Raw genomic sequence first — 13,647 nt, forward strand, 5'->3', positions numbered from 1 at the left:
TTAAATTTCTAGAGATAGAAATAACCCGAATAACGGGGCACTTTTTTATAAGTGTCCATTATTCGGGTTATAGTTCATTACCGGAGGCTCTTTTTTCTGCTTTTTCGGATGGATGGGGAAGCGAGAGCCACGTTCATAATGATCACACTTACAACGGAAGCTGCGGTGTAATTGTAATTGTTTGTGACGACGGAGAGGGACAGAAATAAAGCCAACATCACTCCTGAAATGAACAGGAGAGGGAACCCTGGAATGACACGCTGCTTTCTCATTGGACGAAACTCCATCTGCCGCACTCCTCTCTACAGTTAGTATCAGTATATGAAAAGTTTTAATTATCTGTCAATTGTTCCGAATAAAAGGAACAATATTTGAAAGATTTAGATAAATTGGTATAATGGGGATGTTGAAAATGCAGCACGTTATTATGGAGGAGGATGACATATGAATCGAGAAGAGTTGATTGCCCCGGAGCGGTACAACGTCGTTTCTGAAATGGAAAAGTATGCAGGCGATGCCGAGCGTAAAGCTCTCTTATGGTTAAACGATCAGGGGGAAACGAAAGAAGTTACATATCAGAGCCTGATGCAGCGTGCAAATAAAATTGGGAACGCTTTCCTTGACTGTGGATTAAAGCAGGGAGATAAAATCCTGGTTATGATCCCACGTCTTATTGAAGCGTATCAGGTTTACACGGCGGCGCTGAAGGCCGGGCTTGTCGTTATTCCAAGTTCTGAAATGCTGAGGACGAAAGATCTTCAGTACCGGATCAGTCACGGTGAAGTCCGGGGCGTTGTCAGTTATTCTCCTTATACAGATCAGTTTCAAGGGGTCCGCGAATACAATCAGCTTGTGAGGTTTTCCGTCGGTGAACAAAGGGAAGGGTGGCATCACCTGGACAGTCTGATGGAAGATTACAGCGGAACGATGACGGCTGCTGACACGGATCGTGAAGATATGGCATTCCTCTCCTATACTTCAGGAACGACCGGAAATCCAAAAGGGGTCGTTCACACGCACGGATGGGGGTATGCCCATTTAAAGACAGCGGCTTATCAATGGCTGGCTATTGAAGATAAAGATACGGTGTGGGCAACAGCTGGACCAGGATGGCAGAAATGGATTTGGAGTCCGTTTTTATCTGTACTGGGAACAGGAGCGAGGGGACTAGTGTATCAAGGGAAATTCAATCCGAATGTCTATTTGGACATTATGGACAAGCACGGCGTGAACGTTCTCTGCTGCACACCGACGGAATACCGTTTGATGGCGAAAGTGGATAACTTGAACGATTACAGCCTGCAACATCTTCATAGCGCGGTTTCGGCCGGGGAGCCTTTAAACAGAGAAGTTATCGACACCTTCCAGAGGCATTTTCAAGTGACTGTCAGGGACGGCTACGGTCAGACGGAAAATACACTTCTCGTCGGGATTATGAAGGATATGGAAGTGCGGCCGGGATCGATGGGACGGCCGACACCAGGCAACCAAGTTGAAATCGTAGATGAAATGGGGGTGCCTGTCGGGGCGGATGAAGTGGGGGATATTGCTGTACACTTGGATACCCCGGCGCTCTTTAAAGAGTATTATAAAGATCCAGAGAGGACGAAAATGTCAAGAAGAGGCAATTACTATATTACAGGAGATCAAGCCAAAAAAGATGAGGATGGATACTTCTGGTTTGAAGGGCGCAGTGATGACATCATTATCAGCTCGGGGTATACGATCGGGCCATTTGAAGTAGAGGATGCGCTCGTCAAACATCCGGCTGTCCAGGAATGTGCCGTAGTTGCAAGTCCGGATGAAGTCCGGGGCAACATTGTAAAAGCGTTCGTTGTGCTGCAGTCCGGGTATGAAAAAGGCAGTCAAATTGTAGAGGATCTTCAGATTCATGTGAAGGAGCTTACGGCCCCTTATAAATATCCAAGAAAAATCGAGTTTATCGATGAACTTCCCAAAACAACCTCGGGAAAAATACGAAGGATCGAACTGAGGGAAAAGGAAAAATCCTTCCATAGTTAAGAGGGAAAACCGGAGGCATTCAGTCTCCGGTTTTTTCGTTCTCTTTTGTTTGAAGTGATAAGATAGACGGGAAATAGGCAGATTAAAAGAACAGGAACCTACATCGAAGTGGAAAGGTGGAGTCTTATGAACATACATGTGGAGATTACATACCGTGCAAAAAACAAAACGGAAGTCTTTTTCAAGTCTGAACCTGTTTCGCCGGGAGAAGCGCTTCTTATAGCGGAGGACCTTGAAAAAACAGGACGGTTGAAGGATATCGCATTTATTGATGATTATGATACTTCATGGAAGCTGAAGGATCTGAAGAAGTATATGGCAAAAGTGGACGCCGAGCCCCATAACATACGAGTGTATTTTGACGGAGGGTTCGACAGGAATGACAGGAAGGCTGGTCTGGGATGCGCGATTTATTATGAGCAGGACGGCCGGTTTATGCGTCTAAGGAAAAATGCTGCAGTCGAGGAAATGGAAACGAACAATGAGGCGGAGTACGCTGCTCTTTATTTTGCTGTACAGGAACTGGAGGCGATGGGGGTTCAGCATATCCCTGTAAGTTTTATCGGTGATTCCCAGGTTGTCATCAATCAAATGAAGGAAGAATGGCCGACGATGGAACAATCCCTTCATGAATGGGCGGACCGGATCGATGAGAAGCTTGGTGCCATGGCCGTAGAGGCGTCCTATCATCTCATATCAAGGAAAGACAACCGTGAATGCGACCGACTTGCCACTCAGGCCCTGCAGGGAACAGAAGTGGAGAGTACGTCTGAAGTACAGGGATAGGTTTATAAATGGATGGTGACGGGGGTGCCGTTCGGAATCGTGAGCGCCAGTTCTTCCACGTCTTCATTGTACATCCGTACACATCCGCGGGATACAGCTTTTCCAATAGAGGACGGATTGTTCGTACCGTGGATGCCGTAGTGTTCTTTTGATAAGCTCATCCACATCGTTCCGAATGGTCCTCCGGGGTCCGGGGCTTTATTCAGGATAATAAAATCCCCTATCGGTGTTTCATAAAGCATCCGCCCGACGGCCACTGGATATTCTTTTACGAACTGCCCGTTTTTATAGAGCCTCAGCAGGCGTTCATTGATGGAAACATCCAGCTGGTACGGCTGTGTTTCTACAGGTGGGTACCCCGGGATTGTAATTCTCTGTCCGATCCTGATCAGATCCGGATTAGGAATGGAGTTGACGGCTAAAATGGTTGTCAGCGGCATCCGGTAATCTCTTGATATTTGATAGAGGGTTTCTCCCGGTTTTACCGTATGGAGCATTCCATCATCTCCCCAGAAGTTATACCTCATTGTATGCATAGGTGAGACAAAAAATAAACCAGACCCTTTGTTGTTGTCAGAAGGAGGTCTGGTTTTTTCGATTTATAATACGATGGTTTTGTTTTCGTGAACGATGACGCGGTCCTCCAGGTCCCATTTGACCCCTCGGTTTAGAACAGTACGTTCAATCAACCGCCCTTTCTTTTTTAAATCGTCGATGTGATTGCGGTGATCGACACGGATGACATCCTGTTCGATGATGGGCCCTTCATCAAGGTCATCTGTTACATAGTGGCAGGTGGCTCCTATCAGCTTAACGCCCCGTTTATGCGCCCGTTTATGTGGATTCGCCCCGATAAAGGCCGGTAGGAACGAATGGTGAATGTTAATGATCTTCGATGGGTGGGTCGACACGAAATGTGGAGTAAGAATCTGCATATATCGGGCAAGTACGATGACATCGATGTCGTATTCCTTCAGAAGCTTCAGTTGTTCCTCTTCCACTTCGTGCCGGATCTCTTTACTTGCGGGAATATGGTAGAAAGGGATACCGAAGGATTCGACAAGCTCCTTTCCTTCCTTGTGGTTGCTGATGACGAGAGGGATATCCGCCATAAGACCGCCACTTTCCCATTCGTAAAGGAGTTCTCGAAGACAATGGAGTTCTTTGGAAACGAAGATGGCCATATTCTTGAGTTTATATAAAAATGTCAGGCGCCATTTCATATGGAACTGGGCAGCTATTTCCTTGAACCCTTCCTGAAACGTTTCTTCCTTTTCTTTCATATCCGAAGCGGCAAATTCGATGCGTATGAAAAACGTCCCCTCATCCGGATGTGTTGTGTATTGATTGGACTCCACGATATTCGCTCCGTGTTCATGAAGGAATGTGGAAATGGCAGCCACTATTCCCGGTTTATCTGTACAGCTGATGAGAAGCCGCGCTTTGTTTTGGTTTTTTTCTGTGTGGTGCTGGATGTGCTGGTTGGTAGACGTCATGTCTGGTCCCCTTTCGTTGTTTCTTTATATTGTAGAGGAAATAAATCCTGAAGCAAACCGTGTTTTCGCAAAATTCGATCTATACCTTTTTGATTTGACAATTATGAGATGAAACATAGTGACAGGGAACGTTGAGATTTATGAAACGTTTTTCTTTTCCTTATCGTATAGAGAGGTAGAGAAAGAAATCCTGGCGGAAAAAGTAACAGGTCCTGCCTATACAAAGAAATAATCAGGAAGGATGGCATATGTGAAGAAAAAATTAATGACGTCAGCAGTTCTGACTGCCTTTCTTGTGTTGTCGACCTGGTACATACACCACACGTTTTTTTTCAGCCCATTATCCTTTGAACAGGATGACATTACCCACCACTCATGGAGCGATTACCAACGTCCGATGACGCTTACTTATTATGACTTGGATGGAGAACGGACATCCTACCGAATGGACACGGATGAAGACATACGGTCGTTTTTCAAGGCAATGAAACAGTGCCCTTCAAGTGCAAGGGAGAAAAAAGGGGCGCAGGTGCTGGGGGCTCTCCGCATATCCAGTGCCCATGACGTTGTACTGGAAGCGTACTTTTACAAAGATTTCTGGCACGTGCTGCAGAATGATCATGAGCGGTTTGAAATCACTCCGCAGCTGGAGGGACTGATCGATCAATTGTAAAGGGGGGAAGGCGGCGCTTCTTCGTCTGCCTTCAAGGGCGTTCTTCCTAAAAGAATCAGGTTGTACTATACTTGGAAAGGATACAGACAGCCATAAGTGGAAGGAGTCAGACGGATGAATAGCTGGTTCACCCATATTTTTAACATCTTAGTCGGAATATTAATCGTTGTCGAGGGCGGCGTGTACATATTTATGAATAACAAAGACGGAGACCTTCATCTGCGCAGTATGATTATGACGGTCCTGCTCCTGACAGCATGGGCCATGTCCTACCGTAAACAGGTCACAAGCGATAATCCCAGTGCATGGCTGATTGTAACGATCATCATCATGATCCCGATGATTCTCCCGTGGTTGTTTTTTATATAATTTAGAAGAGCCAGCGGTAAAGACCTGCCGCAGCAAAGAAGACGGCCGCCAGCAGGTAAAGAAAACCGAAGACGCGGGATCCGGGTTCTTCAGCGGCGGTTTCTACAGTCCCTGCGAAAACCAAAAAAAGAATGCCCATGATCACCATCGTCACTTCAACCCCCGAAAACGGGGGTTTTTTTAATAGCAGCCATACTTCAACAGGAATGGCTGTCCACAGCGGTAAAAGTAAGGGGCCGAACCATTTCTCTACTGCCTTCTTCAATCCGTCCATGTTCATCCTCCTTTCCTTATTCAGTCAAACGTCCATTCTGGTCGAAATCCGACGAAAAATCTGTTGAATAGGAATATTCTACCTGGGATGGGGTATTAGATTTACATCAAGATTTGCCTTCTGTCTATACAATTGGTACAATTTATTCTGTACGATTTACTTAATCCTCTGATTTATCCCCCGCATTGCATGTTTTAACCCTTGCAGTTCAAACTACTTAACAAAGGTATAGGAAAGGATGTATGTCACTTGAAAATGAAGCTTATTGACTGGCCTACGTTTATTGGGGCCTTAATTTTACTGCTCGGAGTTACCGTTCCGTTAATTATTTTCCCTGAGGCAGGGAAGGAAGTTGTGTCTCAAGCCAATACATTTATGACAGAGAATTTCGGCGTTCTTTATATGGTTCTTGGATTTGTCATTTTTGCTTTTTTAATCTATGTTGCATTCAGTAAAAATGGAGCCATCAAACTCGGAGATGAAGGAGAAAAACCTGAATTCAGTACATTCTCCTGGGCTGCGATGCTTTTCGCTGCCGGGATCGGTTCCAGTATTCTTTACTGGGCTGTCATTGAATGGGCGTATTATTATCAGGGACCTCCTTTCGGCGTAGAGCCGGAGTCGAAGGAAGCCATCAAGTGGGCTTCTACTTACGGCATGTTCCACTGGGGTCCGATTGCCTGGGCAATTTACACACTGCCGGCACTGCCGATTGCCTACTTCTATTATGTACGGAAAAAGCCGGTGTTGAAAGTATCTGAAGCCGTACGTCCGGTCCTCGGAGATACGGTGGACGGTCCAGTCGGTACCATTATTGATGTCCTGTTTATGTTCGGACTTCTAGGCGGTGCGGGAACGACGCTCGCGCTCGGAACACCGATGATTGCCCAGGGGGTCAACGATTTAACAGGCATACCGGTCACGCTCGGGTTGAAAAGTGGGATTATGCTGCTCTGTACATTGATTTTCGCGATCAGTGCCTATTCAGGATTGAAACGCGGGATTAAAATCCTTAGTGATGTGAACTTATGGCTGTCCATTTTCCTGCTTGCGTTTATTTTCATTTTCGGACCGACCCGTTTTATGAGTGAAACGACGTTTACGTCTCTCGGGGTTCTTGCTGATAACTTCTTCCGCATGGCTACATGGATGGAGCCGTTCGGAAACCTCGGACAGTTTGAGAAGACGAGCTTTCCTGAATACTGGACTGTGTTCTACTGGGCATGGTGGCTCGTGTACGCTCCATTTGTCGGTTTGTTTGTAGCCCGTATTTCGAGAGGACGCACCATCCGTCAAATGATCCTCGGGACGATGGTCTATGGTACGATCGGATGTGTCCTTTTCTTCGGAATCATGGGGAACTTCGGGCTTTATCTGCAGATTTCGGGACAATTTGATGCCATTGCCTTCATGAACGATAATGGGGCACCGGCGACCATTATTGAAATTATGAACCAGCTGCCGCTGTCTGATTTCATCGTCTTGATCTTTACGGTCCTGGCTATCATTTTCCTTGCCACGACCTTTGATTCTTCTTCCTACATTCTTGCGTCTGTGACACAGAGAAATGTAGAGGGTGAACCGCTTCGCTGGAACCGGTTGTTCTGGGCGTTCGCATTATGTATCATGCCGCTCGCTCTCATGTTCCTCGGTGGACTGGATACACTCCAGACGGCCAGTATCGTCGGTGGCTTCCCGCTTATTGCCATTATGTTCCTGCTTGCATGGTCGTTTATGAAGGCCTCCAACACGGACATTCGCGAATCTGACGACTATGAGCCATCCACCATTCACATTAAGCGCTGGAAAAACCGAAAGAAAAAGAAAAAGCGTTCCGCCCTCGAGGCCCTTGAAGATAAAGATACGGATTGAAGATAAGGAAACCCTGAACCTCCATTGGAGGTTCAGGGTTTTTTCTTTCCCGCAGAAGAAAGGGGGTCAAACGTTCTTTTTTTCTGGAAGGTAGGGGACGACGTCCTGAATGACCACATCTCCGCTTTCCTGGAGAAACTGCTCCACCAGATGCAGGTGGTCGGCACCGACGAGAACAAGGACACGGTCGCCGGGGCCGGCTGTACGGAGGATGTTGGCGGCCATGGCTAAGTCGCGGTGGTGCCACTGTTTGAGCCAGTGGACACCGATTTGGTGCTGGCGGTCCCCGACACGGGTCAACTTCATATAGACACGCTGCAGTTGTTCTTTGTAATCCTCGTGATTAATGTAACGGAAGTAGCCGGCCAGGGTTTGTTTATCTTCCATCTGCTTTACATCCTGCTGTATGGAAAGAATATCGTTGAGAAGCTCCGGCTGATGCTCCCCCGCCCAGGAGAATACCTGCTCAAGGGAAGGGGTGGACATGTCCACAATCTCATCAACAGGATAAAGGTGGTTCTGTTCAAGGGAGGCAGCAAGCGGGAAAGCAATCTGTTCCACTTCATCGAACGCAGGTGCCTGCTCTCCCTTTAGGAACTGCTCCAGCCTTTTATTGAGTTCTTCCTCAAGGAAGAATGACTTTTCCACCGCAATCTTTGTCGGCTTCCATTCTTTCAAGGAAGCGGTCAGGGAGGAAAGTTCCTCTTTATGTTTATGGATCATTTCCGGCTCCACAGCCATATGAAAAGTGCCGAGAAGCATAATATCCGGTTTCATATCATCATTCCTTTCCGGGTCATTTGAAATAGGGCAGGATATCTTCACCGATTTCCTGCATCACCTCAGCTGTCGGTCGTTGGTTTTTGGAAAGGCCGAACATCATATGGTTCACACCAACGGAACGGTACTGTTCGATAATATCCTTTAAACCTTCGCGTCCGGTTTGATAGCCGGCAGGGATTTTCTTGACAGGGGCCTCAGGGTTTTCAGAAAGAATGACAGGAAGCGGCATGAAAAAGGGACGGAAAACATCGCCATGGAAGCCTCTCACTTTTTCCCTGTACATGTCGATCGTCTGTTTCTGCTGTTCTGGACGCTGAGGATAAAACATCCACCCATCTCCGTGTTCAGCAATCCAGTCGATCGTCTGCTGACAATAACCCGTCATAAATACGGGAATCCGGTTGGGCGGCTTAGGAACGAGGTTGGATTTATCAAGCTTGCCGAAAGAGGAGACGGCTTCCGGGTACTCTTCATATAAGGCCTTCGTAAAGAAATCATAGGCTTCTCTGAACCATTTCCCACGCTCCATGATAGGGATGTTCAATCCTTCAAAGTCCTTCCTCCGGTCTCCGGAGGATATGCCGGCCATGAGACGACCGGGAAATAATCGTTCAATGCTTGCCAGCTCCTTCGCTGTGCGTAAAGGGTGGCGGAGCGGCATGACTAATGCCGCAGTCCCCAGATTGATGGACCGGGTCCGGGACGCCAGGTAGGTCAAGTAGATCAGGCTGTCAAAGATCTGCCCGGTTGCCGGGTCCTCAAACGTTGGATCTTCAAGAAGGACGTCCTGAAGCCATAAGCAGTGAAAGCCAAGTTCTTCCGCCAACTGCGCTTTCTGCACTTGATCGTCCATGAGCGGTGTCTCTTTATCGTAATTTTCAATCGGGATCGTAAGTCCAAAAGATATGTGGTCTTTTTGGAGCATATTCTGCCATCCGGGATGGTTTTCAAACAAAATACTTCCTCCTCCATGTTTCTTTCTCCCTATCATTATAATGAGGTGGAGGCTGGACTTCTAATCAAAGGAACTAAAAAAGCACCATCTCCACAGGGGATAGGCGCTCGTTAGAAATCAAATGACATAGATGACCAGGTAGAGGACGAGAGTGAGAAAAGCGGAACCTCCGGCTACACTCACGATTTCTGTTCGGTCGTACTCAATACGTTTTTTCATGTCATCGCTCCTTAAAGGTATAAATGTAATCTTCCTATGTATTTTTTATTCTACTCTATATGACGATTGAATAGTCAGAAAGGTTTCATTTATATTACAAAAATGTAACTTTTTTATGTCGGAGATTTTCATGTGCCATCACGCAGGGGAGTTTTCACCTCTGATATAATGGAAGAAGCAATCAATAATAGATGGGAGAGGAAACGTATATGTCTACCTATGCAATGACGTGGAACCTGGACAGCCTTTTTCAAGGCGGCAGCCATTCCAGTGAATTAAAAAACTATGTCCAGCAGCTGGAGGTTCATCTGGATGAGCTTGAATCGCTTATTTCATCCTTTATGCCGCCGTCCAGTACAGATGAAACGGAACCATTACATCACATGATAGAGGCTCTTCAGGTGGCTGTGAAAGAGCTTGAAGAATTCAGTGCCTTTACGAGCTGCCTGCAGGCTCAGGATGTGAACGATACAGGAGCTGGTCAATGGCTGGCGAAGAGGAGTGAACTGGGAGCCCGTCTGAATAATGTGCTGGTTCGGCTCGATGAGACGTTCATCACCATTGATGATGAAATCTGGACTTCGCTTCTACAGCAGCCATCGTTGAAGGAACTGTCCTTCGTGCTTGAAGAGCGGAGACAAAAGGCTGCAGATAAGCTGGATGCGTCACGGGAATCGTTAATCAATGACCTTAGTGTTGATGGCTACGACGCATGGGAGCTCATGTATGACCGGCTTGTCGCTAAATTGTCTGTCGAAGTGGAAGGCAGGTCCTTATCGGTTGGACAAGCCTCTAATAAATTGGATTCCCCCGACCGTTCTGTCCGCAAGGAAGCTTTTGATCAATTGCAGAAGGCGTGGCAGAACGAAGCGGACGTATTCAGTGAAACATTGAATCATTTATCCGGGTTCCGCCTTCAAACTTATAAACATAGAGGATGGGAGAATGTCCTCAAGGAGCCACTCGACTACAACCGGATGAGTGCCGCGACGCTTGAGACCATGTGGAACGTCATCACCGATTATAAGCAAGCCTACATTCCATATATGAGAAGAAAAGCAGAACTTCTGGGTGTGGACCAGCTTCGTTTTTATGATGTGGAAGCTCCTGTCGGAAAGACGGATAGTACAAAAAGCTTTCAGGAGGGGGCATCCTTTATTATCGAGCAGTTCAGGAAGTTCAGCCCTAAAATGGCCGATTTTGCTGAGATGGCATTTGAGAAAGGCTGGATAGAGGCTGAGGACCGCCCAGGGAAGCAGCCGGGCGGATTCTGCACCAGCTTTCCGGATAGTGAAGAAACAAGAATTTTCATGACCTACTCCGGCAGCCCGGCCAGTGTCGCCACACTGGCGCATGAACTCGGTCATGCCTATCATCAGCATGTCATGAATGATCTTCCCGTATTGAACCAGGGCTATGCGATGAACGTAGCTGAAACAGCTTCTACGTTTGCGGAAATGATTGTTGCCGATGCAGCCGTGAAAGAAGCGTCCACGAAGGAAGAGAAGATGACGCTTCTCGAGGAAAAAGTGCAGAGCAGTGTGGCTTTCTTTATGAATATCCACGCCCGCTTCCTTTTTGAAACACGGTTTTACGAAGAACGGAGAAAGGGAATTGTATCTCAGGACCGTCTTAATGAATTAATGCTGGAAGCACAGAAGGAAGCCTACATGGAAACGCTGGAAGAGTATGATCCGACGTTCTGGGCATCTAAACTTCACTTCCACATCACCGATGTTCCGTTTTACAACTTCCCCTACACTTTCGGATACCTGTTCAGTGCGGGAATCTATGCGAAGGCACTGGAGACCGGACCTGAATTTGAAGAGCGTTACACAGCCCTGTTGAGGGATACAGGGAAGATGACTGTGGAAGAATTGGCCTGGAAACACCTCGGTGTCAATCTGGAGGAAAGAGAGTTCTGGGAACATGCGGTGGAATTGTGCACAGCCGATTTGGATGCATTTATGAAATACAGTGAAGCATCAATGGAGGGATAAGGATGGATGAAACGCGTATTCCGGAAGAAGTCAAGCAGCAGAGAGTCACGGAACTGGATGGATGGAAGCTGGCCGATGAGAAATTCATTACGAAACGCTATCGATTCCAGGATTTTTTAACAGGCGTCCGTTTTGTCAATTTGATTGCGGAGTATGCCGAAGAAATCCAGCACCATCCGTTCATCAGCATTGATTATAAGATGGTGACGTTGAAACTGACCTCCTGGAATGCCGGGGGCCTGACAGAACTTGATCTGGAGTGCGCCCGGAAGTACGACAGTATTTATCAGTCTATTCAACAGAAATGATAAGGCGCCGAACGTACTTTAAGGCAAACAAACGGTTATAACAGGAACTATCTTAATTTCACAGGGGGTCACGTTTCGCTTACCGGTCAGCCATTACCACCGATAAGCTTCTCGTGCCTCCGCCTCTACCCGAGGGGGATGAAAGAATGAATGACTGGATGTTCATCCACGGAAGAAGGAATCATCGGGAACTTTGTTGAGGAAAAAACCGCTCCTAAAATCAGGAGCGGTTTTTGGCTATAGAAAAAGTCTGTGGTAACCAGTTAGAGTTTTCCATTTGTCGTGTGAAGGGTCACATTCCGCTTATCGGTGGATGAATGCCGCGGGCACGCCCTCAGCTGACTTGGTCAGGAAGATCGCCTGCCCAAGTGGATCTTCGGTCCGTGCTGTTCCCGCAGGCATCACCACCGAACGCTCCTCATGCCGACGTTAGAATATAGAGGAGAGAGATTGTGCACTAAGCAGGTTCGCGGATTCAAAAGAACGGCATGAGCTGCGCTATGGCCGCTTGCGTGGAAAACAAAAAGGGAAGAACAGGCGCTGATGACGGCTGCCTGCCGGAATATGAAAAAGATTGTCCTCCATCCAGCAAGGGTGAGCTAAGTGAAGGAGAGTCTTTTTCAATTTTAAAGAATGCCCAAGGAGCGGTGCCCCTTCCACTCCTGCGGAAGAACGAGTGGGCCGAGATCACCGAGCGTGGGTTTTGCGAGGAAGCTCGGGCGCTCGTCCGCGGAAAGGGAAGGGGCTTTCGCTGCTGGCGGTAAGAAAGAAAAAAGCTTGTACTCTACAAGATGAAACCGCTCCTGGGATCAGGAGCGGTTTTTTATCTGTTTCAGTAAATCGATATGAGCATCGGTAAATAACGTTGACGATGGGGCGGGCGGTGCATAACAATGAATCATTTCTTCAGTAAAAGGATGAACGAACGTCAGTCTGGCCGCATGAAGAGCCTGTTTATAATGGATATTTCCTTTTCCCCCGTACAGCGTATCCCCGATCAATGGATATCCGATCGAGCTCAAGTGCACACGGATTTGATGGGTGCGCCCCGTTTCTAGCTGCAGCATGATAAGAGAGCTGTCATGGACGGCATCATAGCTTAACACGGTGTAATGCGTCTCTGCATACCGGCCGTCCTCAGAGACCATTCGTTTTACGGTATGTTCCGGATCTTTGCCGATCGGTTTAATGATCGTCCCCTGCTCCGGAAGAAGTCTGCCGTGAACCCAGGCCAGGTAGGAGCGTTTGATCTTCCTTTCCTGGATTTCTTTTCCGAGCATCGCTGTAGCCAGTGCATGCTTGGCAAATAATATGGCTCCGGATGTATCCCGGTCGAGCCGGTGGACATACTTCGGAGTAGAGGGTATACCTTGCCTCTGGAAATATCCGGCGGCTCCGTTGACAAGGGTATCGTGTTCATCCGGCCGGTTCGGGTGCGTGAACACACCGGCCGGTTTATTGATGACAAGCAGATGATCATCCTCAAAAACGGGGTCGATGGACATGAACGATGGAGTTACCTCTAAGGGCTCCGGTCCGAAAAGCCGGAGGCGGAGGTGATCCCCGGAGTGGACGTTCGTTGTTTTGTAATGAGGAAAGGTGTTGTTCAGCATCACCTCATTCTGGGAACGGAAACGATGCATCAGTTTCCTCGGCACATGCCACTGTTTTGTCAGGATTTTTTCGATTGTTAAACCGTCCCATTTAAAGGGGATGATGACGTTGAGCCATTCCCCGTCCCGGCTTGTTTTCATGATGGACACCTAATTTCTGACTGCTGTGTATCCGGTTCTTTTTCGAAGGAACCTGGACCAATTGATTTTATTTTACTTGTTTCCATATCTGTGGTGCAATGGGGAATAGAAGTGATTCTGCCGGGAAGGTGCAAAA

14 protein-coding genes are annotated in these 13,647 nt (G+C 47.5%); 7 read left to right on the forward strand and 7 right to left on the reverse strand.

The window, feature by feature from the left end:
- Positions 1–77: 77 nt before the first annotated feature.
- Complete coding sequence (locus QMA39_RS18335; protein ID WP_027956143.1) at positions 78–287, reverse strand: hypothetical protein; 210 nt, start codon at positions 285–287, stop codon at positions 78–80.
- A gap of 157 nt (positions 288–444) precedes the next feature.
- Here QMA39_RS18335 and QMA39_RS18340 point away from each other — a divergent pair, with 157 nt between their 5' ends.
- Together QMA39_RS18340 and QMA39_RS18345 are read left to right on the forward strand one after the other, a co-directional pair.
- Positions 445–2,022 carry an acyl--CoA ligase gene (locus QMA39_RS18340; protein WP_281659510.1) on the forward strand — a complete coding sequence of 526 codons (1,578 nt, stop codon included), beginning with the start codon at positions 445–447 and terminating at the stop codon, positions 2,020–2,022.
- A gap of 126 nt (positions 2,023–2,148) precedes the next feature.
- Positions 2,149–2,808: a reverse transcriptase-like protein gene (locus tag QMA39_RS18345; protein WP_027956141.1), complete on the forward strand. Its 660-nt coding sequence runs from the start codon at positions 2,149–2,151 to the stop codon at positions 2,806–2,808.
- A gap of 2 nt (positions 2,809–2,810) precedes the next feature.
- On the opposite strand, the gene QMA39_RS18350 is transcribed toward QMA39_RS18345, so the two are convergent.
- A complete protein-coding gene (locus tag QMA39_RS18350; RefSeq protein WP_281659511.1) occupies positions 2,811–3,305 on the reverse strand; it encodes a L,D-transpeptidase family protein in 495 nt (164 codons plus the stop codon).
- Positions 3,306–3,407: 102 nt separating this feature from the next.
- Entirely contained in the window at positions 3,408–4,304 is an 897-nt protein-coding gene (gene purU / locus QMA39_RS18355) for a formyltetrahydrofolate deformylase (RefSeq protein WP_027956139.1), read from the reverse strand.
- A gap of 250 nt (positions 4,305–4,554) precedes the next feature.
- Between purU and QMA39_RS18360 the strand changes: the two genes are divergently transcribed.
- Both QMA39_RS18360 and QMA39_RS18365 read left to right on the forward strand, forming a co-directional pair.
- On the forward strand, positions 4,555–4,977 hold the full coding sequence (locus QMA39_RS18360) for a hypothetical protein (RefSeq protein WP_206934198.1): 423 nt from the start codon (positions 4,555–4,557) through the stop codon (positions 4,975–4,977).
- Between the two features lie 114 nt (positions 4,978–5,091).
- Positions 5,092–5,346 (forward strand): hypothetical protein, encoded by a 255-nt coding sequence (locus QMA39_RS18365; protein WP_027956137.1) that lies wholly within the window; start codon positions 5,092–5,094, stop codon positions 5,344–5,346.
- 1 nt (position 5,347) lies between these two features.
- Here QMA39_RS18365 and QMA39_RS18370 read toward each other — a convergent pair whose 3' ends face one another.
- Positions 5,348–5,620, reverse strand: a complete 273-nt coding sequence (locus QMA39_RS18370; protein ID WP_027956136.1) for a hypothetical protein — start codon at positions 5,618–5,620, stop codon at positions 5,348–5,350.
- 249 nt (positions 5,621–5,869) lie between these two features.
- Here QMA39_RS18370 and QMA39_RS18375 point away from each other — a divergent pair, with 249 nt between their 5' ends.
- Positions 5,870–7,492, forward strand: coding sequence for a BCCT family transporter (locus QMA39_RS18375; protein ID WP_027956135.1), 1,623 nt, complete (start codon positions 5,870–5,872; stop codon positions 7,490–7,492).
- 66 nt (positions 7,493–7,558) lie between these two features.
- Here QMA39_RS18375 and QMA39_RS18380 read toward each other — a convergent pair whose 3' ends face one another.
- Together QMA39_RS18380 and QMA39_RS18385 are read right to left on the reverse strand one after the other, a co-directional pair.
- Positions 7,559–8,269, reverse strand: a complete 711-nt coding sequence (locus QMA39_RS18380; RefSeq protein ID WP_281659512.1) for a DUF5694 domain-containing protein — start codon at positions 8,267–8,269, stop codon at positions 7,559–7,561.
- 19 nt (positions 8,270–8,288) lie between these two features.
- Positions 8,289–9,200, reverse strand: coding sequence for a TIGR03571 family LLM class oxidoreductase (locus QMA39_RS18385; RefSeq protein ID WP_281659539.1), 912 nt, complete (start codon positions 9,198–9,200; stop codon positions 8,289–8,291).
- 458 nt (positions 9,201–9,658) lie between these two features.
- Here QMA39_RS18385 and QMA39_RS18390 point away from each other — a divergent pair, with 458 nt between their 5' ends.
- Together QMA39_RS18390 and QMA39_RS18395 are read left to right on the forward strand one after the other, a co-directional pair.
- Entirely contained in the window at positions 9,659–11,449 is a 1,791-nt protein-coding gene (locus QMA39_RS18390; RefSeq protein ID WP_281659513.1) for a M3 family oligoendopeptidase, read from the forward strand.
- Between the two features lie 2 nt (positions 11,450–11,451).
- A complete protein-coding gene (locus tag QMA39_RS18395; RefSeq protein WP_027956131.1) occupies positions 11,452–11,757 on the forward strand; it encodes a 4a-hydroxytetrahydrobiopterin dehydratase in 306 nt (101 codons plus the stop codon).
- A gap of 809 nt (positions 11,758–12,566) precedes the next feature.
- Here the strand turns inward: QMA39_RS18395 and QMA39_RS18400 are convergent.
- Entirely contained in the window at positions 12,567–13,511 is a 945-nt protein-coding gene (locus QMA39_RS18400) for an RluA family pseudouridine synthase (RefSeq protein ID WP_281659514.1), read from the reverse strand.
- Between the last annotated feature and the right edge of the window lie 136 nt (positions 13,512–13,647).

The sequence above is a fragment of the Halobacillus sp. Cin3 genome (assembly GCF_947311855.1).
Taxonomy (GTDB): Bacteria; Bacillota; Bacilli; order Bacillales; family Halobacillaceae; genus Halobacillus; species Halobacillus kuroshimensis.